Origin of the sequence: Pseudarthrobacter sp. WHRI 8279 (genome assembly GCF_040224115.2) — a bacterium.
GTDB lineage: Bacteria > Actinomycetota > Actinomycetes > Actinomycetales > Micrococcaceae > Arthrobacter.
Genome location: NZ_CP168162.1, coordinates 1,668,152 through 1,692,465, shown reverse-complemented (window position 1 = coordinate 1,692,465; position 24,314 = coordinate 1,668,152). Strand labels below are relative to the sequence as shown.

Below are 24,314 nucleotides of genomic sequence, written 5' to 3'. Positions count from 1 at the left end.
GGGAGCCCGGGCATCCCGTTTCGACTGTCTGCAGTTGTTTCCGGATCGGCGGGTGGTTAGAAGATGCGCAGCGTGTAGTTGATGCTCGGAAGGTCCAGGGCGGACCATGCCTCGTGGGATTCGACCGGAGGCGTATGTCCCCTTCCGTCACGCAGGAGGGCTGAGAAGGTGGCGGCGATAACGAGAAGGATCACGATGAGGAGGGCGGTTATGAGGATTTCCATGCCTCCATGCTTCTCTCCTCGCCAGACAGAAAAAAGTGGCAGAAATGACCAAAAAGCTAAAATTCCTGCCACACTGAAGACATGCTCAAGTCAGTGGCAGTCATCGTGGTTCCCAACTTCTCGATGTTTGAATTCGGTACCGTGTGCGAAGTGTTCGGCATCGACAGATCGGCCAGGGGGAGCGGCGTTCCGGCTTTCGATTTCCGCGTGTGCACCGCTTACCCCGGAAACGTGCCGTTGAAGTCGGGGCTGTCCATGAACGTGGCCCTGGGGCTCGAAGCCACACAGGATGCGGACCTGGTCATCATGGCGCCCTACGGCAGGGACGAGGAGCTGCCCGAACAGGTTTTGGAGGCGCTCCGCGCTGCCGATGCCCGTGGTGCCTGGGTCATGTCCATCTGCTCCGGCGCTTTTGCGCTTGCCCGTGCCGGCCTGCTCGACGGGCGCCGCTGCACCACCCACTGGCACTATTCGGGCCAGCTGGCCGCCGAGTATCCGCTGGTGCAGGTTGACGAGAACGTGCTGTACGTCCAGGACAGCAACATCATCTCCTCCGCCGGCACCGCCGCGGGGATCGATGCATGCCTCCACCTGGTGCGCGTGGAACTGGGCGCGCACGTGGCTGCCGCGATCGCCAGGGACATGGTGGTTCCTCCGCACCGCGACGGCGGCCAGGCGCAGTTTATCGACCGCCCCATGCCCACCTGCGGTTCAGCCCCCATGGAAAAACTGCTGCGCTGGATGGTGGAAAACCTCGAGCACGAGCACACGGTGAATGAACTGGCGGCACGGGTCCATATGTCTGCGAGGACCTTTGCAAGGCGGTTCAGGTCGGAGACCGGAGCCACCCCTGCCGCCTGGCTCAACTCGCAGCGCGTACTCCGCGCCCAGGAGCTCCTTGAATCCACTGACTTGAACATCGACGAGATCGCCAGGGAGTCCGGCTTCGGGCATCCTGTCCTGTTGCGCCACCACTTCGCCAAGGTCCTGGACACCAGCCCGCAGTCATACCGCAGGGCCTTCCGCGGCCAACTGGCTGAGGCGGGGTAGCTGCTGCCTGGCCGGAGCGGGTTCCGGCCTCGGGCTGCAGCGGAGCCTTCTGTGCACCCGGCTGAGCCTTCCTTGCACCAGCCAAGCTGTTGCACGGACTCAGCCGGGGGACGCGCCGTCCTGCCGCCGCTGGACCCGGGATGCCTCGGCGGCTTCCCGGGTGCTGTCCACCAGCACCCGCCACGGTCCGGTCACGGCCTGCTCGGGAAGCGCGGCCCGGTGCTGGCCGGCCCGGATGGAGTAGAGGAACCGGTCCGGCTGGTGTCCAGCGAACTTCTCTGCCGCAGCCCTGGGCGTCCTGGGCACCGAATCCCACGGGCAGGCTTCCACGATGGGCTGCCACTGGCTGATAGCGGTCTCGGAGCGGGCTTCCACAGTCCACACCCGTGGTATCGCGGCGATTCCTCCGGTGCGCTCAACGCTGATCTTCATGGCCTGGTCCTTGGGCTTCCCCTGCAGCCCGGCGGCCAACCTGCGCCAGCCGGGCGTTTGTTAGAGCTTGACCTTCACAGTTTCCCACGCCAGCTGTACGGCGTCATGTTCCGGTGATCCGGAACCGAAGAGCTCTGCGGCTGATTCAACCGTGGCGCGGGCAAAGACCCTGAAGGTGGCAGCAGGGGGAAGCGATCCGCCGGTGAGTGCCTCGTACCAGATGCGCCCGGGAGAGTCCCAGGCGTTTCCGCCGAGAGACTCCGCCACCAGGTAGAAGGCGCGGTTGGGGATGCCGGAATTGATGTGGACGCCGCCGTTGTCCGCGCTGGTCCTCACGTAGGTGTCCATCGAGTCCGGCTGTGGATCCTTCCCCAGCACGTCGTCGTCGTACGCCGTTCCGGGGGCCTTCAGGGACCGCAGGGCACGTCCTTCCACTTCGGTCGTGAAGATGCCCTCGCCAATAAGCCAGCTGGCCTCGGAGGAGGACTGGTTCTTGACGTACTGTTCCACCAGCGCGCCGAAGACGTCGGACATGGATTCATTGAGGGCGCCAGCCTGGTTCCGGTACACAAGCGCGGCCGAATGCTGGGTAACGCCGTGTGCGAGCTCGTGCCCGATGACGCTCAGGGACTTGGTGAACCGTTCAAAAACCTCACCGTCGCCGTCCCCGAAGACCATTTGCTTCCCGTCCCAGAAGGCGTTGTCGTAGAGCCGGCCGAAGTGGACCGTGGCGTTCAGGGGCAGTCCTCGACCGTCAATGGAATTGCGCCCGAACACGTCGGCATAGAGGCGGTGCGTGTGGCCAAGCCCGTCAAAGGCTTCGTCAGCTGCGGGGTCGCCGGCAGGTGGCCCGCCTTCCTTGCGCACCAGCCTGCCAGGGAGAAGCTCCGAGCCGTTTGCATCGAAGATGCTCCGGTCCGGTGGTCCGGGCTTGGCCTGGCGGACGCCTGCCGGAGCGCCGGGCGCGGACTGGGCCCGTGCTGAACGGAACGACTCGACGTGGTCTAAAGCTTCCTTGGCTGCCCTGGCCGCGGATGAAAACTCAGGCGCACCCTGCCTGGCAAGCCTCCTCAGCATGTAGGGCGGGATGATGGAACAGAACGGACCGTACATGGCGTACCCCCTCAACTTGGTGACTTCAGACTACGAGGAGGCACCGACAATCCTCGGCAGGCTCCCGGCATTGCCGGCCTGCCCCCTAGCCGGACCCTCCGGCCAGCACATCCACGTGGACGTGGTCGAGGTGGCGCAGGATCTCGTTGCCGGGCTCAGGTGCGCGGTACGCCCGCCATTGCCCGCGGGAACTGTGCACGCTCCAGAAGCGGTCATCGAAGATGACGTACTGGATATCCAGCGCCCCCGCGTGGGCAATAAGCCAGTGGGCCAGCACCCAGCCCGCACGCCGGTTTTCCTCGGTCACGGGGCGGAAGAAGACATCCACTGCCCGGCCGTCATAGTGCGTCGAGTCCGCTCCGTGTCCTTGGCCGACACCGCCCGGGGCGAACCCGCCCAGGCTTTGGGCGCCAAACACCTCCGTCATGGCCGCGCGCAACCGTTCGGCACGGGGTGTCAGGCCGGTGGCAGTCAGCTGCTGTTCGCCCAGGCCGCCGGCGGCCGAGCCCCGGCAGGAGAGGGAAGGGCCGGCGTCTTCGGACGGGCCGGCGGCCAGCTGCTGCAAGGCCGCCCTGTCGATCCCGGAGGTGTCCGGGGCCTCCACCCCGCGGGCCAGGAGCGCGACGGCCGTGGTGGCCCGCTGCGCCTCATCCCGATCGAGGCCGACGATCCCTGCCGGGGTCTCGACGGTGCACTCCGGACCCCATGGCAGCGGTACGGCCCCCATGCGCAAGCCGCTGGGCAGTGCGGACATGAGGAGCACCAGCGCTGTGGCGAGCAGCCCGAACAGGAGGAAACGTGGAAGCAGCCGAAGCGGGCCGTGCCGGCTGTCGCGGGTCCCGCCGCGGCTCAGGACGGGACCACAACGATGAGCCGCAACATGACCTGGGGTTGTTGCGGCCGGGCAGCACCAGGGGCAGGGCCGGCCCGGGAGCTCGTGTGCTGGTCATGGTGTTCCTGCCTGCGATGACGCGCCTTTCGTTCGGTGGCAGCGCTCCGGGTGGTGCGGGGGCGCTCCTGAAAGGTTTAATCGACGGCCCGGACCAATAGTTCCCGCATGGAAGCGTTACAAGCCCGGGCATTATTCACCTGCAGAAACCGCTGGAATGCAGAAAACCGCCAGGAATCAGTGATTCCTGGCGGTTCTCGGTGGTGCCCTCGATAGGATTCGAACCTACGACCTTCTGCTCCGGAGGCAGACGCTCTATCCCCTGAGCTACGAGGGCAATCCGGGGTTCCTGCCGTTGCCGGCGGGACGTCCTAGAGCTTAGCAGCAAGGTGGCCCGCAAGGGAAAATCGGCACCGCCAGGAAGAGCCGAACGCTGAAAAGTCAGTAGCCCGAGAAGGAATCAACGTGGACTTTTCTTGCCCCGGCCTCTTTTGCAGCCCGCCTCAGCGAGGCCACACTGGCAGGGGACCCCGAGATGTACACCTCACGGTCGGCGACGTCGGGAACCAGGGCGCGGATGGCCTCACCATCCATCCGGCTGCCTTCCCAGGACGCGGTGGCCAGGCCCGGGGGCGGCACGGAACCGTCCGCCACGCGGACCAGGACTCGGATACCTGCCGCCTGCAGCTCCTCCGCATAGGCAACCTCCTCAGCGCTCCTGGCGAGAAGAAGCAGCACGGCATCCCGGTCCCGCAATCCTCCGGACGACAAGTGTGAAAGGTAGGGCGTGATGCCGATCCCGGCGGCAATCAGCAGCACACGCTTGTGCAGATCGCGGGGGAGGACAAAATCACCTCCAACCGCAGTGGCCGTCACTTCGTCCCCCGGATTCAGCGACAGCATGACCTTCTTGGCTGCGGACAGGGGCTCCGCGGTCCGCACGCCGAACTTGACCACGCGTTCACTGGGTGAACCCGTCAGGCTGAACACCCGGCGTCGTCCCTTGCCGTCCGATTTTGCATGCGGAAGGTCCAGTTCCATGTACTGCCCCGGCACGAAGCGCACGGGCCGGGACGGCTCGAAAGTGAACTCCGTGGTGCTGCGCGTCAAGGGCCTGGTCCCGGTCAGGCGAAGGGCCACCCTGCCCCGCTGACCCATCAGGAACGCGATCGCATTGCCCAGCAGCAGCGCTGCCTCCGGCGAATTGGCCAGGAAACCGAAGTTGTAGGGGACTGCGAACACCACGCCCACTACAGCGGCAAGTGCCAGCTGCTGCCGCCTCCGTGGCGGCAGGGTGAGTGGTTCGGTGAGCATGAAGCCAACAAAAAACAGCAGCGGCCGCTGGGCCAGGGATTGCCACAGGGCCATGCCCATGGACATCCCGGCCTGCAGCAGTTCCGCCGTGATGATGGCAGTTGCCACAGCAGCGAAGACGGACGCCATCAGGAACTTCCGTGTTCTGTGCAGGACCAGGAGGACACCGGGCACCAGCACCCACAGCATCGCAGGAGTGGCGGCCCACCAGGTTGCAATGTTGAGCCCGGTGAGCCCGGCCACGAAAGCTCCCGCCGCGGCGGCGTTGAAGATGTGCCGGCCGCGCCACGCGAGCGCATACTTTGATGCCGACGCCAGGACGCAGGCCAGGGCCACGCCTGCCACGTCCAGCGGCGCAAACGAGGGCCAGAACAGGAAGTACAGCAGCAGGCCCGTGATGAGCGAGGACTCAGAGTGCGGCCGGACCCGGAACAGTGGCGCCAGCGCCCTGTTTGAGGCGTATGTCAGGCCAAGGCACAGCACCAGGTGCGCCAGCATTTCGGGAATACCGAACGTCAGCCAACCAAGGGCATCGAGGACCAGGCTGTATACAGCCAGGACCGCGAGGACAAGGAGGACCAGCCGGTACATGGTGAACCGGCCCAGTACGGTGTCCAGCCGGGCACCCAAGGCGGCGCCCGGCGGCGCTTTCGGCGTTTCAACAGGGCTCATGTGAACAGTGTCCCCTCAAACTCTGCGGAATGGGCGGCGCTTCCGTCCGAGAAAACGGTGAGCCAGGAGAAGTCGAAGGCCCGTTGGAGTTCGGCACCGGGTACAAAGAAGAGTGCTGTTGCCAGGGCATCGGCCAGCATGGTGGTGCCGGCCAGTGCCCACGTGGCCACGGCCGTCCTGACGGGCCGGCCGGTCCTCCCGTCCAGGACGTGGTGCAGGCCGTCGCCCCAGGCGCGCCGGTTGGCCGCAGAGGCGCACAGGGCACGGTCCGCCAGCTGCACCACCCCAATGGCCTGCATCGTGTTGTACGGATGTTCCAGCGCCACGGCAACGGGTTCCGGACCCTTCGCCAGCAGGTCTCCGCTGCCATCAACGGCGTACGCCTCGAGCCCGGCCGCCTCAAGCTGGGCAGCCAGCAGATCCACGAGCAGGCCCTTACCGGCCGCCCCCACGTCCAGCACGACGGGAGCCGAGGTGGTGAGGGTGCTGCCGGTCCACTCCAGCACCCCGTCCCATGCGGGCGCCGGCAGTGCGGAGCCCGCGGGCCGAAGGGAGTAATTCGCGTCGTACCCCAGACGCTCCAGGCTGGGTCCGATGAGCGGCGTCATGGCCCCGCCGGTGGCCTCATAAAGGCTCCGGTACAGCTGCCCCAGCACCTGCGCCTCCGCGGGAAACTCATACTTTCCAGGTTCCCTGGCCAGGGCACTGACAAGGGAATCCGCCCGGAACCGGGACCAGTCGGCGTCGAACCGTTCCACCAGGGCCAGCAGGCGCGAGCGGAGGGCGGAATCGAGCGGCTGCGGCGTTGAAATTTCCCAGCGCGTTCCGATCCCCTCAAACGCAAAATCCTCCCAGCCGACCGGCACGTCCTATCGCGCTTCCGACTTGATCTGCTCCACGGCCTGGTTGAAGCCGCCACTGGTGAGGGAGGAACCGGCAACCTTGGAAACATTGAGCTGATCAATGTTCTTGCCTACCACCTGCCCCGCGATCCCACCGGCGAACTCACCCTGGAACTTGCGGGTGTTCGGGTTGGAGGGGTGCTGCGTGATCTGCACGTCCGTGACGGTCCCGGATGCCAGGGTCAGTTCCACGCCCACAGTTTCGGTGCCGTTGGGTGAGACGTACGTCCCATCCGCGCTGTAGGTGCCGTCTTTGTAATCTGCTCCGCTGCCGGCCGGGGTTGACGCGCCGGGCGCTGGAGTACTTCCGGTAGTGCTGCTTCCGGTGGCTGCGGGTGCGGGGGAGGAATCCCCGGCAGACGGGGCGCAGGCGGCCACCGTACCGGCCAGGGACAGGCCGGCGATCCCGGCATAAACACTTTTACGGACTGCGGGTCTCATCGGGGTTCTCGTTTCGTCGGTGGACTCGGTGCGGAAATGCCAGGTGGTTACGTGTTGTCAACGCCGGACCCAGCGTATTGGTTCAACCTGTGCCCGCCTTCCCTGTTCCTGTGGATCCCCGGTGCATCAAAAAAGGCCTGAATTACTTGCTGTTACTGGGCCCCCGGTAGGCTAGAGGGGTGACTCCCGAAGAACTCTCCCTCGCCATATCCGCCTGCCTGAAGGAAGCCGTCGCCGCCGGCGACATCGCCCTTCCTGCATCAGCCGTGCCTGATGAGGTGCGCGTGGAGCGGCCAAAGAACAGGGACCACGGAGACTGGGCCACCAATATTGCCCTTCAGCTGGCCAAGCAGGCAGGCACCAACCCCCGGGAATTCGCCACGATCCTCAGCGCGCGGCTGAAATCCATCGACGGTGTTTCCGCGGTGGATATCGCCGGGCCGGGGTTCCTGAACATCACCGTGGACGCAGCCGCTGCCGGCGCCCTCGCCAAGGCGATTGTGGAAGCCGGAAAGCAGTATGGCACCAACTCGGCGCTCGCCGGCCACACGGTGAACATGGAGTTCGTTTCCGCCAACCCCACCGGGCCCCTGCATATTGGACACACCCGCTGGGCAGCCTTGGGCGATTCGATCGCCCGCGTCCTGCGCGCTTCCGGTGCCGAGGTCACCGCTGAGTACTACATCAACGACGCCGGCACCCAGATGAACGTGTTCGCCCACTCCGTTTACAACCGGCTCCACGGGCTTCCCGTGCCTGACGGGGGTTACCCCGGACAGTACATCGCCGACCTTGGCCACGAGGTCCTCACCGAGCACCCGGACATCCGGGAACTGACGGAAGTGGCTGCCCTGCCGGTCATCCGCGCCGCGGCCTACAAGGCGCAGATGAAGGACATCAAGGCCACCCTTGCGGACTTCGGGGTGGAGTTTGACGTCTTCTTCTCCGAGCAGGAACTGCACGACGCCGGTGCCATCGAAAGTGCCGTGGCGCGGTTGCGCGAGCAGGGCCACGTGTTCGACGACGGCGGTGCGGTCTGGCTGCGGACCACGGACTTCGGCGACGACAAGGACAGGGTGATGATCCGCGCCAACGGCGAACCCACCTACTTCGCCGCGGACGCCGCCTATTACCTGTCCAAGAAGGACCGGGGATTCACCGAGAAGATCTACCTGCTGGGTGCGGACCACCACGGGTACATCAACCGGCTCAAGGCCATTGCGGCCGCCGCCGGCGACGATCCCGAGGTCCATATCGAAGTGCTGATCGGCCAGCTTGTCTCCGTCAACGGGGCCAAGCTGTCCAAGCGCGCCGGCAACATCATCGAGCTCAAGGACCTGATCGACTGGCTCGGGAAGGACGCTGTCCGCTACTCCCTGGCACGGTTCCCTGCGGATTCGCCGCTGACCCTTGACCCGGAACTGCTGAAGAAGCACAGCAACGAAAACCCGGTGTTCTACGTCCAGTACGCCCATGCGCGTTCCCGGGGCGCCGCCCGGAACGCCGTGGCCGCCGGTGTGGAACGCCAGGTGGACGGCACGGACTCCTTTGACGCTTCCCTGTTGGACCACGCCACGGAGAACGAACTGCTCTCCTACCTGGGCAGCTACCCCTCGATCGTGGCCAAAGCCGCCGAACTGCGCGAGCCGCACCGGGTGGCCCGTCACCTTGAAGTCATTGCCGGTGCCTACCACCGCTGGTATGACGCCTGCCGCATCGCGCCCATGGGGGACGAAGCCGTGACCGACGTCAACCGCACGCGCCTGTGGCTCAATGACGCCACCAGCCAGGTGCTGGCCAATGGCCTGGACCTGCTGGGTGTTTCCGCGCCGGAACGGATGTGATCCCCATGTCACCGCAGCACGAAGATTCCCAGAGCCAGGCGTCCCCGCTGGCACCCGAATGGCTTTCGGTCCCCGCCGACCTGAATGCCCTGGAGCCCAAGATGTGGGCACAGGACGCAGCCCGGAACGATTCAGGTGAACTCACCGTCGGCGGCATTCCGGTCAGCGAGCTCCAGCAGCAGTACGGAACCCCGCTGTTCGTCATGAGCGAGGACGATTTCCGCGCCCGGGCACGCGCCTTCAGCGACGCGTTCAACAACGCGTTTGCCGATATCTGCGGGGGTGTGGACGTCTACTACGCCGGCAAGTCGTTTCTGTGCACCGCCGTGGTGCGCTGGGTCGAAGAAGAGGGCCTCCGGCTGGATACTGCCTCCGGCGGTGAGCTCGCGGTCGCGGCAAAGGCCGGCATTCCCGGCGCAGACGTCGCCCTGCACGGCAACAACAAGTCCGACCTTGAGATCCACCGTGCGCTGGACATGAAGCTGGGCAGGATTGTGGTGGACAGCCTCGGCGAGCTGGTCCGGGTTGGAGACATTGCACAGCGCCGGGGCGAGCAGGCCAAGGTCATGCTGCGGCTGACGCCCGGCGTGCACGCCCACACCCACGAGTTCATCGCCACTGCCCACGAGGACCAGAAGTTCGGCCTTTCCATGGCCGCGGATACCACTGAACAGGCCGGCCTGTCGGCTGCCGAGGAGGCCGTCGCGGCTGCGTCGGCGCATCCGGGCATTGAACTGCTGGGGCTGCACTGCCACATCGGCTCCCAGATCTTCGAGCCGGACGGTTTTGCCCTGGCCGCCCAGAAGCTCCTCCGCTTCCTCGCCGCCATGCAGGAAAAGTACTCCATCGTCCTGCCGGAACTGGATCTTGGCGGCGGTTACGGCATTGCCTACACGCCGGTGGACACCCCCCGCCCCGCATCGGAAATTGCGGAGGCGATGGCCGCCGTCGTGCGTTCCACCTGCGCTGAACTGGGCATTGACGCTCCCCGCATCTCCATCGAACCGGGCCGCGCCATTGTGGGCAGCACCACCTTCACCCTCTATGAGGTGGGAACGCTCAAGACCGTCCGCGTGGATGCGCCCGCCGCGGACGCGAGTGACGCGGGCAACAACGTTACGTATCCGCGGCGCTATGTTTCGGTGGACGGCGGGATGAGCGACAACGCCCGCCCGGTGCTGTACGACGCGGATTACTCCGCAATCCTGGCGTCCCGCACGTCTGCCGCCGGCCCGCAGCTGTCCCGCGTGGTGGGCAAACATTGCGAGAGCGGCGACATAGTTGTTAGAGATGTATATCTGCCCGAGGACGTGGCAGCCGGTGATCTGCTTGCTGTACCGGGTACCGGCGCCTACTGCTGGGCCCTGTCAAGCAACTACAACTATCTGGCCCGGCCGGGCGTTGTCGCGGTGCGCGACGGATCTGCCCGGCTGATTGTCCGCGGGGAAACCGAAGAAGATCTGCTGAACCGCGACATGGGAGTCTGAATGACCGAATTGCGAACCCTGAAAGTAGCCCTGCTGGGCTGTGGCAACGTTGGGGCCCAGGTTGCGCGGATTCTCATCGAGGACGCCGACACCCTTGCCGCCCGCGCGGGAGCGAAGCTGCAGCTGAGCGGCATCGCCGTGCGTAATGTCCACGCCAAGCGCGACGTCGACCTTCCGCAGGACCTTTTCACCACCGACGCCGACACGCTGGTGAAGGACGCGGACCTGGTCATCGAGCTGATGGGCGGCATCGAACCCGCCCGCACCCTGATCCTTTCCGCACTCCGCAACGGTGCCTGCGTTGTCACGGGCAACAAGGCCCTTGTGGCGCAGGACGGCCCCACCCTCCACGAGGAGGCTGACAAGGCTGGCGTCCAGCTCTCCTACGAGGCCGCCGTCGCTGGTGCCATTCCCATCCTGCGGCCCATCCGCGACAGCCTCGCCGGCGACCGCATCACCCGTGTCCTGGGCATCGTCAACGGCACCACGAACTTCATCCTTGACCAGATGGACACCACCGGCGCGCAGTTTGCCGACGCCCTCGCCGAAGCGCAGCGCCTCGGCTACGCGGAGGCGGACCCCACTGCCGACGTCGAAGGCCACGATGCCGCCGCGAAGGCCGCCATCCTTGCCTCGCTCTCCTTCCACACCCGGTTTGCCCTGGAAAACGTCCACTGCGAAGGAATCACCTCCGTCACTGCGGCGGATATTGCCGCGGCCAAGGACGCCGGCTTTGTCATCAAGCTGTTGGCGATTGCGGAAAAGCTTAAGGTTGCAGACACAGAAACAGGCGGCGAGGGCGTCTCCGTGCGCGTGCACCCCACGCTGCTTCCCCGTGAGCACCCGCTGGCTGCCGTCCACGGCGCCTTCAACGCGGTGTTCATCGAAGCCGAGAACGCCGGCGAACTGATGTTCTACGGCCAGGGAGCCGGCGGCACCCCCACGGCGTCCGCCGTCCTGGGCGATCTGGTCTCGGCCGCGCGCAGCCTGGTCCTCGGCGGCCCGGGCCGCACGGAAACCACCACCGGCCAGGTTGCGGCGCTGCCGATCGACGCGGCCGTCACCAGCTACTACATCGGGCTCGACGTCGCCGACCAGCCCGGCGTGCTGGCACGGATTGCCCAGCTCTTCGCTGAGCATGGCGTGTCCATCGAGATCATGCGGCAGACCATCCACCGTGATGCGGAGTCCAACGTGGAATCCGCCGAACTGCGGATCGTCACCCACCGCGCGTCAGAGGCTGCCCTTGCGGCCACCGTCCAGGCCGTGAAGGGCCTGGACGTCATCAACTCAGTTACATCCGTTCTGCGGGTAGAAGGAGTCTAAGTGGCTCACCAATGGCGCGGTGTCATCCGCGAATACGCTGACCGTCTGCCCGTGACGGAATCCACCAGGGTGATCACCCTGGGCGAGGGCGGCACCCCCCTGGTGCACGCGCAGAAGCTTTCGGAACTCACCGGTTCCGAGGTGTACCTAAAGGTGGAGGGCATGAACCCCACCGGTTCCTTCAAGGACCGCGGCATGACCATGGCCATGACGGCAGCCGTCGCCTCCGGCGCGAAGGCGGTTGTCTGTGCCTCCACGGGCAACACCTCCGCCTCCGCTGCTGCCTACGCCACGGCCGCCGGCCTGAAGTGCGCCGTCCTGGTGCCCGAAGGCAAGATTTCCATGGGCAAGCTCAGCCAGGCGATCGCCCACGGCGCCACGCTGCTCCAGGTGGACGGCAACTTTGACAACTGCCTGGACATCGCCCGGAAGCTGGGGGAGTCCTACCCGGTGTTCCTGGTGAATTCGGTGAACCCTGCCCGCATCCAGGGACAGAAGACCGGCGCCTTCGAAATCGTCGACGCCCTGGGCGACGCTCCGGACATCCATGTCCTGCCGGTGGGCAACGCCGGAAACATCACCGCGTACTGGAAGGGCTACAAGGAGTACTCTGCTCCGTTCGAGTCCGAGACTGCCGGCACCCTTCCCGCCGTCTCCACCAGGACTCCTGCCATGTGGGGCTTTCAGGCGGCAGGCGCGGCGCCGTTCGTTGCCGGCCACCCCATCACTGAGCCCGACACCATCGCCACGGCCATCCGCATCGGCAACCCTGCCTCCTGGGACGGCGCCATCGGTGCCCGGGACGAGTCCGGCGGGCTGATTGACTCCGTCACGGATGAGGAAATCCTGAGCGCCCACCGCTGGCTGTCCTCCCGCGAGGGCGTCTTCGTGGAGCCGGGCTCGGCTGCGGGCGTGGCTGGCCTGCTGAAGAAGCACGCGGCAGGGGAAGTCCCTGCCGGCAAGACCATCGTCATCACGGTCACGGGCCACGGACTCAAGGACCCCCAGTGGGCCCTGCGCACCGAGGACGGCAGCGACGTGCAGCCGGTCAAGGTTTCCAATGATGTTGTCACGGTTGCTGCTGAACTGGGACTGGAAGAAAAATAGCCTTGGAAACCACCTCGCCGGCCGCCGTCGGACTGCAACCCATCCAGGCCGGCCAGATTGTCACCGTCCGGGTGCCTGCAACCACGGCCAACCTCGGCCCGGGCTATGACAGCCTGGGCCTGGCCCTGGCATTGCACGACACCCTGACAGTGGAGAGCCTGGAAACGGACGAACTGCTGTTTGAGCTTCGCGGCGAGGGCGCGGAAACCCTGCCCCGGGACGCAAGCCACCTGGTCATCAGGGCCATGGAAGCGGCGTTCGAAAGGCTCGGTTTCCGCCACGGCGGCCTGAAGGTCACCGCTGACAACGTCAACCCCCACGGCCGCGGCCTCGGCTCGTCCGCCTCCGCCGTAGTTGCGGCAGTCTCGGCGGCCAATGCCATGGTGCCCGAGGACCGCCGCCGGGGCCGGGACTGGATCCTGCAGCTGACCAGCGAAATCGAAGGCCACCCGGACAACGTGGCACCCGCCATTTTCGGCGGGCTGGCGCTGTCCTGGCAGGACAGTGACCAGTACAGCAGCACCAGCGCTACGGTGGTTGATTCGGTCATCCCGGTCGTGGCGGTTCCTGATTTCGAACTGTCCACGGAGGCGGCACGCGCCCTGTTGCCGGCATCGGTGGGCCACCATGCCGCTGCCATGAACGCGGGCCGCGCAGCCCTGCTGATCCACGCGCTGACGCACAAGCCGGAGTTCCTGCTCGCGGGCACGGAAGACTACCTGCACCAGAGCTACCGTGCCGAGGCAATGCGGCCCAGCGCAGCCCTCATCGGTGCGCTGCGCGCCGCGGGCCATGCCGCCGTCGTTTCCGGTGCCGGGCCCACAGTCCTGGTCCTCGCCAACGGTGAGGCCGAAGCCGCCGCCGCTGTGGCTTTCATCGGGGAGTTCAACGCGGCCAACACGCCGGATATCGCCTGGCGGGTACTGAAGCTGGCAGTGGACGTCGAAGGTGCTAAGGTGGAGTTGCACCGGCGGTAATTCCGCCTATCTGATCTGCTATTGCACTTAGTTGCCGCCTGGTCTCTTACTGCGCAATCTATTCCGGTGCCGCCTGCTAGGTCTGTCGCAGGAATCTGCAGCACTCAAACTGCCCCTGAAACGTCAGTCCGGCGTCCCGTCATGGGCGGAGCGCAAGGTGAATCAGTATCCGGCCCTGCTGGCCGAAATCCAACCGGCAAGGCCGAACAATCCGGCTGCAGATCTGAACTGCAGCCCAGATCAAATCATCGCGCCCAGCTCCCAGTCTGGACGCCGTCGAGGGGGAAGGATCCTTCGTGACCGAAACCACTGAGCTGTCGCCAGCTGTGGAACTATCATCTTCTGCTGCCGAATCACCGGCAGCACCCGCCAAGAGCAGCGGCCTTGCCGGCCTCAAGCTCGCCCAGCTGCAGGCACTCGCCAGCCAGCTCGGCATTTCAGGCGGTTCCCGGATGCGCAAGGGGGACCTGGTCTCGGCCATCTCCGCCCACCGCGCCGGCACCCCCATGACCAAGGCTCCCGCCAGGGCAACCGAAAAGGCCGTCGAAGCCCCGGCCGTCTCTACCGCGGTGACCTCCCCGGCCGCCGCCGAGGCAACGGAAGCTCCTGCTGAAGGAACCCGGGCGCGCCGCGGCCGCAGCCGCCGCGCCGTCAGCGACGGAGTTGTGGCCCCTGCAGCCGCCGAGCCGGCCGCCGCCGAAACCAGCAGCGCCGCTCCGGTTGAGGCACCCGCTGCCGAGGCAGCCGAAGCACCTGAAGGCGCCACCGAGCGCCGCCAGCCGCGCACCCGCAACCGCCGCCGCGGTGAAGCAGCTGCTGCGCCGCAGGCTGCCGAAGCCGCCGAGGCTCCCGCTGAGCAGGCCGACGCCGACCAGCGCGTGTCAGAACAGCGCACGTCAGAACAGCGCACCGAAGCCCCCGCCGAAGCCGGCGAGGCAGGCCAGCGCACCGACCGCCGCGAAGCCGGCCGCACCCGTGGACGCGACAACAGCGGACGCGACAATGCCGGCCGTGACAACGCAGGACGCGACAACGCTTCCCGCGAGAATGCAGACGGCGGCCGGGACAACACCGGCAGCCGCGAGGCAGGCCAGCGCGATGGCGCCCGCCGCGATGACAACCGCGACAGCGATGACTCCGACGGCGGCAGCCGGCGCAACCGGCGCAACCGCCGCGACCGGAACGACCGCAATGACCGTTCCGGCGGCCAGGACCGGGACAACAACTCCCGGAACGACCGCTTCCGCGACCGCAATGACCGCCGCCGCGGCCGTTCCCAGGGGCCGGACGTTGACGACGTCGAGGTTACCGAGGACGATGTCCTGCTGCCCGTAGCCGGTATCCTTGACGTGCTGGAGAACTACGCGTTCATCCGCACCTCCGGCTACCTGCCGGGCCCCAACGACGTCTACGTTTCCCTGGCCCAGGTCAAGAAGTACAACCTGCGCAAGGGCGACGCCGTCGTCGGTGCCATCCGTGCGCCCCGCGAAGGCGAAGACCGGAGCCAGCAGTCCGCCCGCCAGAAGTTCAACGCCCTGGTCCGCGTCACCTCGGTGAACGGCAAGACCGCCGAGGAGCTCAAGGACCGCGTCGAGTTCGCCAAGCTGGTTCCGCTCTACCCGTCCGAGCGCCTGCGGCTGGAAACCGATCCCAAGAAGATCGGCCCCCGCGTCATCGACCTCGTGGCTCCCATCGGCAAGGGCCAGCGCGGCCTGATCGTTTCGCCCCCGAAGGCCGGCAAGACGCTCATCCTGCAGTCCATCGCCAACGCGATCACCACCAACAACCCTGAGGTCCACCTCATGATGGTGCTGGTTGACGAACGCCCCGAAGAAGTCACGGACATGCAGCGCACCGTCAAGGGCGAGGTCATTGCCTCCACCTTCGACCGTCCGGCCGATGACCACACCACCGTGGCCGAACTTTCCATCGAACGCGCCAAGCGCCTCGTGGAAATGGGCATGGACGTGGTGGTCCTGCTGGACTCCATGACCCGCCTGGGCCGCGCCTACAACCTGGCAGCGCCGGCCTCCGGCCGTATCCTGTCCGGTGGCGTGGACTCCGCGGCGCTGTACCCGCCGAAGCGCTTCTTCGGTGCAGCCCGCAACATCGAAAACGGCGGCTCGCTCACCATCCTGGCCACCGCGCTTGTGGAGACCGGTTCCAAGATGGACGAGGTCATCTTCGAGGAGTTCAAGGGCACCGGCAACATGGAGCTCCGCCTGTCCCGCCAGCTGGCAGACAAGCGCATCTTCCCGGCCGTGGACGTCAACGCATCCGGCACCCGCCGCGAGGAGAACCTGCTCTCGCCCGAGGAAGTCAAGATCATGTGGAAGCTGCGCCGCGTCCTCTCCGGACTCGAGACCCAGCAGAGCCTTGAACTCCTGACCAACAAGATCCGGGAAACCCAGAGCAACGTCGAGTTCCTCATGCAGGTCCAGAAGACGACGCTTGGCGCGAAGTCGGATAACGACAAATAAGGCTCCGGTGAGCGGCTGATCTGCTGCCCCGGTGCTAACGCCGCACGGATTTTTCCGCCCCCGCCCCTTCGCTGGGAGGCTTTCGATCTTCGATCGTCAGCCTCCCAGCTCCGGCAGGCCCGATGCCACTCCCGGGGCGGAAAAATCCGTGCGGCTTCGTCGTTAAGTCGCCAGCCGCGGTTCCGTCTTTGTTTGTTACTAGACTTGTACAAGTCGAAAGAGGTTTTGAAAAATGTTTGAGTCCGTACAGGGCCTGCTTGATGAGCATGATGCTATCCAGGCGCAGTTGGGGGATCCTGCTGTTTATGCTGACCAGCGGCTTGCCCGGAAACTGGGGCGGCGTTCGGCTCAGCTCAATGGCATTGTTGAGGCCTACCACAAGTGGGAAGGCCTCCGGGACGACCTTGCCGCTGCCAAGGAGATGGCCTCGGAGGATCCCGAGTTCGCAGCGGAGGTTCCTGAGCTGGAAGCGGCCCTTGAGGTGGCCGCTGCGAAACTGCGCCGCCTTCTCATTCCGCGCGATCCTGACGATGCCCGCAACGTGATCCTTGAGGTCAAGGGCGGTGAAGGCGGCGACGAAGCCGCACTGTTTGCCGGTGACCTGCTGCGGATGTACACGCGGTACGCAGAGTCCCGGGGCTGGAAGACGGAAATCATTTCCGCCACTGAATCCGACCTCGGCGGGTACAAGGACGTCCAGGTTGCCGTCAAGGGAAGCTCGAACGATCCTGCCGAGGGTGTCTACGCCCGCCTCAAGTTCGAAGGCGGCGTGCACCGCGTCCAGCGCGTTCCCGTCACGGAGTCCCAGGGTCGCATCCACACTTCCGCTGCCGGCGTCCTGGTCCTCCCCGAAGTGGATGAACCCGAAGAGCTGGAAATCAACCAGAACGACCTCAAGATCGACGTTTACCGGTCTTCCGGTCCCGGCGGGCAGTCCGTTAACACCACCGACTCCGCCGTGCGCATTACCCACCTTCCCACGGGCATCGTGGTGGCCATGCAGAACGAAAAGTCCCAGCTCCAGAACCGTGAAGCAGGCATGCGCGTGCTCCGGGCACGCATCCTGGCGCACCAGCAGGAGCAGATCGACGCCGAGAACTCGGCCCAGCGGAAATCCCAGATCCGCACCATGGACCGTTCGGAGCGCATCCGGACCTACAACTATCCGGAGAACCGCATCGCGGACCACCGCACCGGGTACAAGGCCTACAACCTGGACCAGGTTATGAACGGCGACCTTGAGCCCGTCATACAGTCCGCCATCGAGATGGACGAACAGGCGCGCCTGGACGCCATCGGCGACTAGTCCTTTCGGCACATACACAGATGACACTCGAGCCAGGCCAGTCGCTCGCGGACGCCGTCAGCGAGGCAACGGACATACTCCGTAACGCCGGCGTCCCCAGTCCGCGGGTGGATGCCGAATTGCTGGCGGACCACCTGCTGAACGTGGGGCTGGGCCGGCTGCGCGCCATGATGCTGGGGGATGCACCCGCGCCGGAAGGCTATGGGGCGCTGGTGGCGGAGCGGGCCAGCCGCGTACCGCTGCAGCACATCACGGGGGTGGCGTATTTCCGCTACCTCGAACTGGCTGTTGGCCCCGGGGTTTTCGTGCCCCGCCCCGAAACCGAATCGGTGGTGCAGCTGGTCATCGACCACGTCCGGGGGATGGCCCACCCGCGGATCGTCGACCTTGGGACGGGCTCCGGTGCCATCGCAGGCTCCGTCGCCCATGAGGTGCCCGGCGCGGAGGTGCACGCCGTCGAGTTCAGCCCCTTCGCCCATGCCTGGGCAGCAAAAAACCTGGCCCCGCTGGGTGTCCGGCTTGTCCTGGGGGACCTGCGGAACGCGCTGCCCGAACTGAACGGGACTTTCGACGTCGTGGTGTCCAACCCGCCGTATATCCCCGCCGAAGCCGTCCCCAACGAACCGGAAGTCGCCCTCCATGATCCGCCCGAGGCGCTGTACGGCGGGGGAGCGGACGGCATGGAACTTCCGACGGCGGCCGCTGCCTCCGCCGCCCGCCTCCTGCGCCTAGGCGGCTACTTCGTGATGGAGCATGCAGAAGTCCAGGCGGGATGGATTTCTGACCATTTGGCGGGTTCAGGAAACTGGACCGGAATCAGGACGCACCTGGACCTCAACGGCAAGGAGCGCGCCACCAGCGCCCTGCTCGCGGATCCGGGCCACAGCGAATGAAAGAATAGGCGAGTGACCACTACCTACAACTGCACCAGCGACGACGAGCGCGCCAAGGGACTCGAGCACGCCCAGCGTGCCATCAGCGAAAAGAAGTGCGTGGTCTTTCCCACGGACACGGTCTACGGGATTGCCGCCGACGCCTTCTCGCCCCAGGCCGTGACCATGCTGCTGGTGTCCAAGGGGCGCAGCCGCACCATGCCGCCGCCCGTGCTGATCCCGCGGATCAATGCCCTGGACGGCCTCGCCACGGAAGTGTCGGCTGACGCCCGCAAACTTGCGGAGGCTTTCTGGCCCGGTGGCCTCACCCTTATCCTGCACGCGCAGCCTTCCCTGGACTGGGACCTTGGCGAGACCAAAGGCACGGTGGCACTTCGCATGCCGGACGACGAGATCGCCCAGGAGCTCCTGACCCTGACCGGGCCACTGGCCGTTTCCTCGGCCAACCGCACCGGCCATGCCCCCGGACAGACCGCTGCAGCCGCCCGCGAACAGCTGGCTGACTCCGTGGAGGTCTACCTTGAAGGCGGCTTCCGGCCGCTCGAAGGAGAAGCAGCGGTACCCTCCACGATCGTCGATGCCACGGGTCCGCGCCTGCGCGTGGTCCGCAACGGCGCGGTGACCCTGGAGCAGCTTCGCGAACACGTACCCGGAGTCCTGGGCCTCGGAGAGATCCCCATGGCTGAAGAGGAACCGGCGGAAGCAACGCCGTCAAAGGCAGCGGATGAACCCGCACCCGCCAACGAGTCTCCCGCCGTTGTGGCTCCTGCTGTTGAATCTCCTGAACCGGTTCAACCGGCGGCAGCCGGCTCCTCGGCGGTTGATCCGTCAACGGCTAAGCCTTCGTCTGCTGCTGCCCCGGCGCCGGTTCGGGATCCTGAACCGTGATGGCTCTGGACCGCCAGCGGATTCCGGTCCTGGAGGTTGATGCGACACCACTTCGGGTTCCCGAGCTGATGGCGGAACTCAGCCGCTTCGTCGAGGAAGGCTCCACACACACGGTCCTGGGGCACAACCTACACAGCGTGACACTGACCCTCTCGGATGAAGGCTTCCGGAACCTCTACCAGCGCAGCGACGTCGTCTTGCTGGACGGTGCACCCGTGCTCTGGCTGTGGGGCAAGACCGGCAAAGCCGAAGGGCCGGTCATGGACTACCGGCTGGGCACCACCGACTGGCTTCCGGCGCTGGGCCAGGTTCACGGTCTGGAGCGGATTGCGGTGATCGGCGCCGGCGCCGAGGCAAATGCTGCGGCCGTGAAGCAACTGGAGTCGATTGTCCCCGGCGCCCGGGTGGCGGGACTGCCCGGTGAGGGCTGGAACAGGGACCTCGAAGACAGGGCCGTTGCCTGGCTGCACGGGCAGCAGCCGCAGCTTGTCCTGCTGGGCCTGGGCATGCCCCTGCAGGAGGAAGTCCTGCAGCGGCGCCTGGGCGACATGCCGCCCGCCATCTACTGCGCGGTGGGGGGAGCAATCGAACAGTTGGCCGGCTTCCAGAAACTTGCACCGCGCTGGCTGGGCCGGATGGGCCTGGAATGGGCCTGGCGGCTGCTGCTGCATCCCCGACGTGTTGCCTACCGCGTATTCGGAGAACCCTGGGTGCTGCTGTGGCTCCTGGGAAACCGGCACTTAAAGCGGCAGCTCACCGGGTCCGGCAAGTAAAAGCCGTTGGACCGGAGGCGGATCACTGAAACTTCTGGTCCTCCAGCGGGGCAAAACCCTTGCCGCGCAGACCGGTGGTGAAGGACCTGGCCCAGCCCAGGAACCCCCGGAGGTCCCGCCGCTGCGCGAAGTAGCCCGCATAACCGCCCACGTCCGCGACAAACGAGCGGACACGGAAGTAGCGGCGGATCAGGTAGCCGCGGTTCCGGTAATAGTAGTAGCGCTTGAATGCGGACTCCGGAATGATGACGTGCCAGCCTGCGCCAAACACATGCTGGGTTTCGGAAAACGCATGCGGGTGGGTGATGGCCGTGGTGGTCACGGTGCCAAACCTGATTCCCGCCTTGCGCAGCCGGATGGTGAAGTCGACCTCGTCGCCCCGGATAAACAGCCGCATGTCCGGCAGGCCCACTTTGAAGAAGACATCGGAGCGGATCAGCGCTCCGTTGAAGAAGTGGCCGTCGTTGGGGAGGAAGCCAAGCTTCTCCACCTCGGCGCGGCTGTGCGTCACCTTGCCGTCGAGGCGGAAGAAGAAGGAGAGCCGGTCCGGCTGGCCGGGCGCGGTCACAAGCGGAACCACCGCCTCCAGGTCGCGTGCCTCAGCCTCGCGCAGCAGCGTGGCGAGGCATTCAGGATCTGCCGGCTCGGCGTCGTCGTCCATCATCCAGATCCACCTGGCCCCGCTGGCCACTGCCTTGAGCGCTGCCAGCGCGAAGCCGCCCGCACCGCCAAGGTTGGCCTCCGAACGGACATAGTCGACGTTCGGGTGCAATCCGGCTGCTTCGCGCGCCGGGGTTTTGCCGCTGTCAACAAGGCAGATTGTGTCCACCGCGGCCGTCTGGGCGTTGATGGAATCCAGCAGGACAGCAAGTTCCTTCGGCCTGTCGAAGGTCACGGCAGCAACTGCTATGCGGGGGGTCATGGGGGTCCTTTCAGCATGGCTGACAGGGATTTCCCCGCTCGCAATGCGCCAGTGTGGCGCGAAGCCATGAAGCTGTTGGCGCTAGTATCTTTGACTAGAGTCCACTGTAATACAGCCCTGTACGGCACTGCGTATGAGGAAATACGCGCTGCCTGCCGCGCGCTCGGCGACGGAGAAGTTTCATTTATCGAAGAACAGATTCCCGGCCAGTGAGCCCCATAGCCAAGGACCAGCAGCCAGTGCCGTTGCCCGCCTGCAGCGTCCCCCCGGAGACGGAACCCGCCCCATGATCATGTACCTGCTGATGGGGCTGACGGCTGCCGTTGTGTCCTATGCGGCAACGTGGGGGGCGCGGGTCGTCGGCCACCGGCTCGAGCTCCACATGCCCATCCGCAGCCGCGACATGCACTCCATTCCCGTGTCCCGCCTGGGCGGCGTGGCGATCTTCCTCGGCGTCATGGTGGCCCTCATCGTTGCCAGCCAATCGTTTTTCGTGAAGGACATCTACCGGAACAACTTCTCGCCCTGGGGTGTGCTTGCAGGCGCCGCAGTCATAGTCCTGGTGGGCGTCGCAGACGACCTGCTGGACATCCGGTGGTGGGTAAAGCTGATCGGCCAGAGCATTGCAGGCCTGACCGTGGCCATCTGGGGAGTCCAGATGACTATCGTCCCCTGGGTTCCCGAGCCGGTCTACCTTGAGAATGAAACAGTCCGGGTCCTGTTGACCGCCGGGCTGATCGTCACCACGATGAATGCCTTCAACTTCATCGACGGGCTGGACGGCCTTGCCGCGGGCGTCGCCATCATCGGCGGCACGGCGTTCTTCTTCACCGCCTACTGGGTGCACCGCAACGCGGTCCTGCTGGACTATTCAGACCTCGCCACCCTCATAACCGCCGTCCTGGTGGGCAGCTGCCTTGGCTTCCTGCCGCACAACTGGTTTCCGTCCAAGATCTTCATGGGCGATTCCGGCGCCATGCTGATCGGCCTTCTGATGGCCTCCGCCGGTGTGGTGTCCACGGGCCAGATCACCTCGGGCCTGTATGACAGGGTCAACGGCATCTCCACCGTGATTCCCATCCTGCTTCCGTTCGCGGTCCTCTTCCTTCCGCTGCTGGACCTTGGCCTGGCTGTTGTGCGGCGGACTGCCCGCGGACGCTCACCCTGGTCGGCTGACCGCGGACACCTGCACCACAAGCTCCTGGACATTGGCTACTCGCACCGCACGGCAGTCATCCTCATGTACCTCTGGACCGGGATCCTCTCCTTCGGGGGACTGGCCTTCGCTATCTTCCCCTGGCAGATTGTGCTGTCCATTGACCTCTTCGCCACCCTGGTCATGGGCCTCGTCACTGCCTGGCCCTATCTGGCACGCCGGGGCGAAGAGACCCGGGCGTAACGTCCGTGCAGAAATATTTCTATCTCATGTAGAATTTAGGGGCAGCCAAAGCTGCCCCTCCACACAGCCTGTTGGTGATTCGCCGCAGGAGCCGACGATTGGGATCGAATGACCTCCAACGCCGAGTCCGGACCGTTGTCCGGCAACGGAAACGTTGGCGCATCCGGCCCCACGCCGTCACTCTGGCTGCACCTCCTCAAGCTGAGCTCGATCGCTTCGGCGTTCGGAGTACTTCTCTGCGCTGTCCTGGCCCTGCTGCTGGATGGCATGGACGGGGCGCTGTCCAGTTCGTCCGGTGGCCTGCTGGTGATGCTGTTCTTCGGGATCAGCCTCCTCGTGGGGCATTTCGTGGGCCGCACGAACCCCTCCGGAGCCATCGGAATGTTCGTGGCCACCTACTTCGTCAAGGTGGTCGGCTTCGCCGTCGTGCTGTTCTTTGTCGGAGCGCCGCAGTGGCTGGACGGGCGTTGGTTTGTTGCCGGCGCGGTCACCGCCGTGGTGCTGTGGCAGGCTGCTGAGCTCTACGGTTTCAGCAAAGCGCGCCTCCAGATTTACAACGATCCACAAACCAAGGAAAACCCCGATGCGTGATCCTCAGAAGCCGAATGATGGCCGCAGCGGAAACGGCGGACTGAGCGGTTCCGCTCCCGGTGTATCAGGCGACGGAACCAGCGGCGGATACAACGCCGGCATGGCCGTATTCAGCTACATCATTGGCGGAATCATCGTCTGGAGTTTGATAGGGTGGGGACTGGATTACGTGTGGGGAACGCGCTGGATTGTGCTCGCAGGCGCTCTGCTTGGAGCCGTCGGAGGTTTTTACCTTTCCCACATGCATGGCCTTACCAGTTCTCGAAACAACGCTGGGGAGCGCCGTGCTTCCAGCGGGCCGTCCCAGGACGGCGACACTAATGCCAAATAATTTCACAGGGGGAACAGCAGGCCATCAGGCTGCCGGTCCCCGCCCAACGCCCAATGATGGACACTGCAGAGAGGAAACGCGTTGATCGCGCTTGCGCTCCCGGCCCAAGATTCAGGAGAGTTCACTCCTCCTGGTATTAACGAAATGCATTTGCCGGCAATCCTGCCGTGGGGTGCCGCAGAAGGATTCTCCAAGCAGATGCTGCTGGTCCTCCTCTCTGTCGTCTTTATCGCCGTCTTCTTCGTGCTCGCTGCACGCAAGCAGCAGCTGGTACCCGGCAAACTCCAGTTCGCCGGCGAGGCCGCCTACGGCTTCGTCCGCAACGGAATCGCCAAGGACATCATCGGCGGCAAGGACTTCATCAAGTACGTCCCGCTGTTGTTCAGCCTCTTCTTCTTCATCCTGGTGAACAACATCTACGGCGCCATCCCGTTCTTCCAGCTCCCCACGTTCTCCCACGTGGGCGGAGCCTACGTGCTGGCGGGCATCGTCTACTTCACCTGGATCGCCATCGGCGTCAAGAAGAACGGTCTCCGTTACTTCAAACTGGCCACCGTGCCCTCAGGTGTTCCCTGGTACATCCTTCCGATCGTGATCCCGATCGAGATCATCTCCAACTTCCTGGTCCGGCCGGTTACCCACAGCCTCCGTCTGTTCGCCACCATGCTGGCAGGCCACCTCATTGTGATGATCGCCGGCTACGGCATCGAGTTCCTCGTCATGCAGGAGAACATCCTGCTCAAGGGATCCTCGCTCCTGGTCCTGGGCGGCGCGATCGCCATGTACATGCTTGAAGCCCTGATCATGGTCCTGCAGGCCTACGTCTTTACCCTGCTGACCGCGATCTACATCGAAGGCGCGCTTCACGCCGACAGCCACTAAGGCATCCGCCCAACGGCACCGCGCCGCAAGGCGCACTAAAAACTTCCCCTCGCGGGGATAGAGCAACCCAA

Annotated in this window: 23 protein-coding genes and 1 tRNA gene; 15 read left to right on the top strand and 9 right to left on the bottom strand. The window is 65.5% G+C overall.

Translation table 11 applies throughout. From position 1 onward, the window contains the following. Positions 1 to 56 precede the first annotated feature (56 nt). Positions 57 to 224 carry a hypothetical protein gene (locus tag ABRP28_RS07700; protein ID WP_350001661.1) on the bottom strand — a complete coding sequence of 56 codons (168 nt, stop codon included), beginning with the start codon at positions 222 to 224 and terminating at the stop codon, positions 57 to 59. An 81-nt stretch (positions 225 to 305) separates the two neighbouring features. On the opposite strand from ABRP28_RS07700, the gene ABRP28_RS07695 reads away from it, so the two are divergent. Then, the gene (locus ABRP28_RS07695; RefSeq protein ID WP_350001660.1) at positions 306 to 1,274 is read left to right on the top strand and encodes a helix-turn-helix domain-containing protein; all 969 of its coding nucleotides are present in this window, start codon (positions 306 to 308) and stop codon (positions 1,272 to 1,274) included. Between the two features lie 99 nt (positions 1,275 to 1,373). On the opposite strand, the gene ABRP28_RS07690 is transcribed toward ABRP28_RS07695, so the two are convergent. From ABRP28_RS07690 to ABRP28_RS07660, 7 genes are all read right to left on the bottom strand, one after another. Continuing rightward, positions 1,374 to 1,706 (bottom strand): protealysin inhibitor emfourin, encoded by a 333-nt coding sequence (locus ABRP28_RS07690; RefSeq protein WP_350001658.1) that lies wholly within the window; start codon positions 1,704 to 1,706, stop codon positions 1,374 to 1,376. A gap of 60 nt (positions 1,707 to 1,766) precedes the next feature. Then, positions 1,767 to 2,819 (bottom strand): M4 family metallopeptidase, encoded by a 1,053-nt coding sequence (locus tag ABRP28_RS07685; RefSeq protein WP_350001656.1) that lies wholly within the window; start codon positions 2,817 to 2,819, stop codon positions 1,767 to 1,769. Positions 2,820 to 2,904: 85 nt separating this feature from the next. Next, the gene (locus ABRP28_RS07680) at positions 2,905 to 3,573 is read right to left on the bottom strand and encodes a hypothetical protein (protein ID WP_350001655.1); all 669 of its coding nucleotides are present in this window, start codon (positions 3,571 to 3,573) and stop codon (positions 2,905 to 2,907) included. A 396-nt stretch (positions 3,574 to 3,969) separates the two neighbouring features. After that, positions 3,970 to 4,045 (bottom strand) — tRNA-Arg (locus ABRP28_RS07675). 104 nt (positions 4,046 to 4,149) lie between these two features. After that, on the bottom strand, positions 4,150 to 5,694 hold the full coding sequence (locus ABRP28_RS07670; protein ID WP_350001653.1) for an FAD-dependent oxidoreductase: 1,545 nt from the start codon (positions 5,692 to 5,694) through the stop codon (positions 4,150 to 4,152). Then, positions 5,691 to 6,560, bottom strand: coding sequence for an FAD:protein FMN transferase (locus tag ABRP28_RS07665; RefSeq protein WP_350001652.1), 870 nt, complete (start codon positions 6,558 to 6,560; stop codon positions 5,691 to 5,693). The genes ABRP28_RS07670 and ABRP28_RS07665 overlap by 4 nt, the downstream gene beginning before the upstream one ends. 3 nt (positions 6,561 to 6,563) lie before the next feature. Continuing rightward, positions 6,564 to 7,037, bottom strand: a complete 474-nt coding sequence (locus ABRP28_RS07660) for an FMN-binding protein (RefSeq protein WP_350001651.1) — start codon at positions 7,035 to 7,037, stop codon at positions 6,564 to 6,566. A gap of 179 nt (positions 7,038 to 7,216) precedes the next feature. On the opposite strand from ABRP28_RS07660, the gene argS reads away from it, so the two are divergent. From argS to ABRP28_RS07610, 10 genes are all read left to right on the top strand, one after another. Then, a complete protein-coding gene (gene argS / locus ABRP28_RS07655; protein WP_350001649.1) occupies positions 7,217 to 8,881 on the top strand; it encodes an arginine--tRNA ligase in 1,665 nt (554 codons plus the stop codon). A 5-nt stretch (positions 8,882 to 8,886) separates the two neighbouring features. Then, positions 8,887 to 10,368 carry a diaminopimelate decarboxylase gene (gene lysA / locus ABRP28_RS07650; protein WP_350001647.1) on the top strand — a complete coding sequence of 494 codons (1,482 nt, stop codon included), beginning with the start codon at positions 8,887 to 8,889 and terminating at the stop codon, positions 10,366 to 10,368. Next, the gene (locus ABRP28_RS07645; protein WP_350001645.1) at positions 10,369 to 11,694 is read left to right on the top strand and encodes a homoserine dehydrogenase; all 1,326 of its coding nucleotides are present in this window, start codon (positions 10,369 to 10,371) and stop codon (positions 11,692 to 11,694) included. After that, positions 11,695 to 12,801 (top strand): threonine synthase, encoded by a 1,107-nt coding sequence (thrC, locus tag ABRP28_RS07640; protein ID WP_350001643.1) that lies wholly within the window; start codon positions 11,695 to 11,697, stop codon positions 12,799 to 12,801. A gap of 2 nt (positions 12,802 to 12,803) precedes the next feature. Beyond that, entirely contained in the window at positions 12,804 to 13,778 is a 975-nt protein-coding gene (thrB, locus tag ABRP28_RS07635) for a homoserine kinase (protein WP_350001642.1), read from the top strand. Between the two features lie 296 nt (positions 13,779 to 14,074). Further along, positions 14,075 to 16,258, top strand: a complete 2,184-nt coding sequence (gene rho / locus ABRP28_RS07630; protein ID WP_350001640.1) for a transcription termination factor Rho — start codon at positions 14,075 to 14,077, stop codon at positions 16,256 to 16,258. Positions 16,259 to 16,490: 232 nt separating this feature from the next. Next, positions 16,491 to 17,564, top strand: a complete 1,074-nt coding sequence (gene prfA / locus ABRP28_RS07625) for a peptide chain release factor 1 (RefSeq protein ID WP_174179130.1) — start codon at positions 16,491 to 16,493, stop codon at positions 17,562 to 17,564. 20 nt (positions 17,565 to 17,584) lie between these two features. After that, positions 17,585 to 18,457, top strand: a complete 873-nt coding sequence (gene prmC / locus ABRP28_RS07620; RefSeq protein ID WP_350001638.1) for a peptide chain release factor N(5)-glutamine methyltransferase — start codon at positions 17,585 to 17,587, stop codon at positions 18,455 to 18,457. 12 nt (positions 18,458 to 18,469) lie between these two features. Beyond that, positions 18,470 to 19,345 (top strand): L-threonylcarbamoyladenylate synthase, encoded by an 876-nt coding sequence (locus ABRP28_RS07615; RefSeq protein WP_350001637.1) that lies wholly within the window; start codon positions 18,470 to 18,472, stop codon positions 19,343 to 19,345. After that, positions 19,345 to 20,118 (top strand): WecB/TagA/CpsF family glycosyltransferase, encoded by a 774-nt coding sequence (locus ABRP28_RS07610; RefSeq protein WP_350002123.1) that lies wholly within the window; start codon positions 19,345 to 19,347, stop codon positions 20,116 to 20,118. The genes ABRP28_RS07615 and ABRP28_RS07610 overlap by 1 nt, the downstream gene beginning before the upstream one ends. Before the next feature lie 22 nt (positions 20,119 to 20,140). On the opposite strand, the gene ABRP28_RS07605 is transcribed toward ABRP28_RS07610, so the two are convergent. Further along, complete coding sequence (locus ABRP28_RS07605; protein ID WP_350001634.1) at positions 20,141 to 21,040, bottom strand: glycosyltransferase; 900 nt, start codon at positions 21,038 to 21,040, stop codon at positions 20,141 to 20,143. 286 nt (positions 21,041 to 21,326) lie between these two features. Between ABRP28_RS07605 and ABRP28_RS07600 the strand changes: the two genes are divergently transcribed. The 4 genes from ABRP28_RS07600 (at position 21,327) to atpB (ending at position 24,243) form a co-directional block, all read left to right on the top strand. Then, positions 21,327 to 22,439 (top strand): MraY family glycosyltransferase, encoded by a 1,113-nt coding sequence (locus ABRP28_RS07600; protein ID WP_350001632.1) that lies wholly within the window; start codon positions 21,327 to 21,329, stop codon positions 22,437 to 22,439. Positions 22,440 to 22,547: 108 nt separating this feature from the next. Continuing rightward, positions 22,548 to 23,030 (top strand): hypothetical protein, encoded by a 483-nt coding sequence (locus ABRP28_RS07595; protein WP_350001631.1) that lies wholly within the window; start codon positions 22,548 to 22,550, stop codon positions 23,028 to 23,030. Continuing rightward, complete coding sequence (locus tag ABRP28_RS07590; RefSeq protein ID WP_350001629.1) at positions 23,023 to 23,361, top strand: hypothetical protein; 339 nt, start codon at positions 23,023 to 23,025, stop codon at positions 23,359 to 23,361. Before ABRP28_RS07595 ends, ABRP28_RS07590 begins: the two co-directional genes overlap by 8 nt. Positions 23,362 to 23,442: 81 nt before the next feature. Then, a complete protein-coding gene (gene atpB / locus ABRP28_RS07585; protein ID WP_066277093.1) occupies positions 23,443 to 24,243 on the top strand; it encodes a F0F1 ATP synthase subunit A in 801 nt (266 codons plus the stop codon). The last annotated feature ends 71 nt before the right edge of the window (positions 24,244 to 24,314 follow it).

Bases quoted from the DNA above. Each gene is read 5' to 3' on its own strand.
- ABRP28_RS07685 (WP_350001656.1), bottom strand. From the start codon at position 2,819: ATGTACGGTCCGTTCTGTTCCATCATCCCGCCCTACATGCTGAGGAGG.
- ABRP28_RS07700 (WP_350001661.1), bottom strand. From the start codon at position 224: ATGGAAATCCTCATAACCGCCCTCCTCATCGTGATCCTTCTCGTTATC.
- ABRP28_RS07600 (WP_350001632.1), top strand. From the start codon at position 21,327: ATGATCATGTACCTGCTGATGGGGCTGACGGCTGCCGTTGTGTCCTAT.
- lysA (WP_350001647.1), top strand. From the start codon at position 8,887: ATGTCACCGCAGCACGAAGATTCCCAGAGCCAGGCGTCCCCGCTGGCA.
- prfA (WP_174179130.1), top strand. From the start codon at position 16,491: ATGTTTGAGTCCGTACAGGGCCTGCTTGATGAGCATGATGCTATCCAG.
- ABRP28_RS07670 (WP_350001653.1), bottom strand. From the start codon at position 5,694: ATGAGCCCTGTTGAAACGCCGAAAGCGCCGCCGGGCGCCGCCTTGGGT.
- ABRP28_RS07690 (WP_350001658.1), bottom strand. From the start codon at position 1,706: ATGAAGATCAGCGTTGAGCGCACCGGAGGAATCGCCGCGATACCACGG.
- ABRP28_RS07610 (WP_350002123.1), top strand. From the start codon at position 19,345: ATGGCTCTGGACCGCCAGCGGATTCCGGTCCTGGAGGTTGATGCGACA.
- ABRP28_RS07660 (WP_350001651.1), bottom strand. From the start codon at position 7,037: ATGAGACCCGCAGTCCGTAAAAGTGTTTATGCCGGGATCGCCGGCCTG.
- ABRP28_RS07595 (WP_350001631.1), top strand. From the start codon at position 22,548: ATGACCTCCAACGCCGAGTCCGGACCGTTGTCCGGCAACGGAAACGTT.
- ABRP28_RS07695 (WP_350001660.1), top strand. From the start codon at position 306: ATGCTCAAGTCAGTGGCAGTCATCGTGGTTCCCAACTTCTCGATGTTT.
- prmC (WP_350001638.1), top strand. From the start codon at position 17,585: ATGACACTCGAGCCAGGCCAGTCGCTCGCGGACGCCGTCAGCGAGGCA.
- ABRP28_RS07605 (WP_350001634.1), bottom strand. From the start codon at position 21,040: ATGACCCCCCGCATAGCAGTTGCTGCCGTGACCTTCGACAGGCCGAAG.
- ABRP28_RS07645 (WP_350001645.1), top strand. From the start codon at position 10,369: ATGACCGAATTGCGAACCCTGAAAGTAGCCCTGCTGGGCTGTGGCAAC.
- ABRP28_RS07590 (WP_350001629.1), top strand. From the start codon at position 23,023: ATGCGTGATCCTCAGAAGCCGAATGATGGCCGCAGCGGAAACGGCGGA.
- ABRP28_RS07680 (WP_350001655.1), bottom strand. From the start codon at position 3,573: ATGTCCGCACTGCCCAGCGGCTTGCGCATGGGGGCCGTACCGCTGCCA.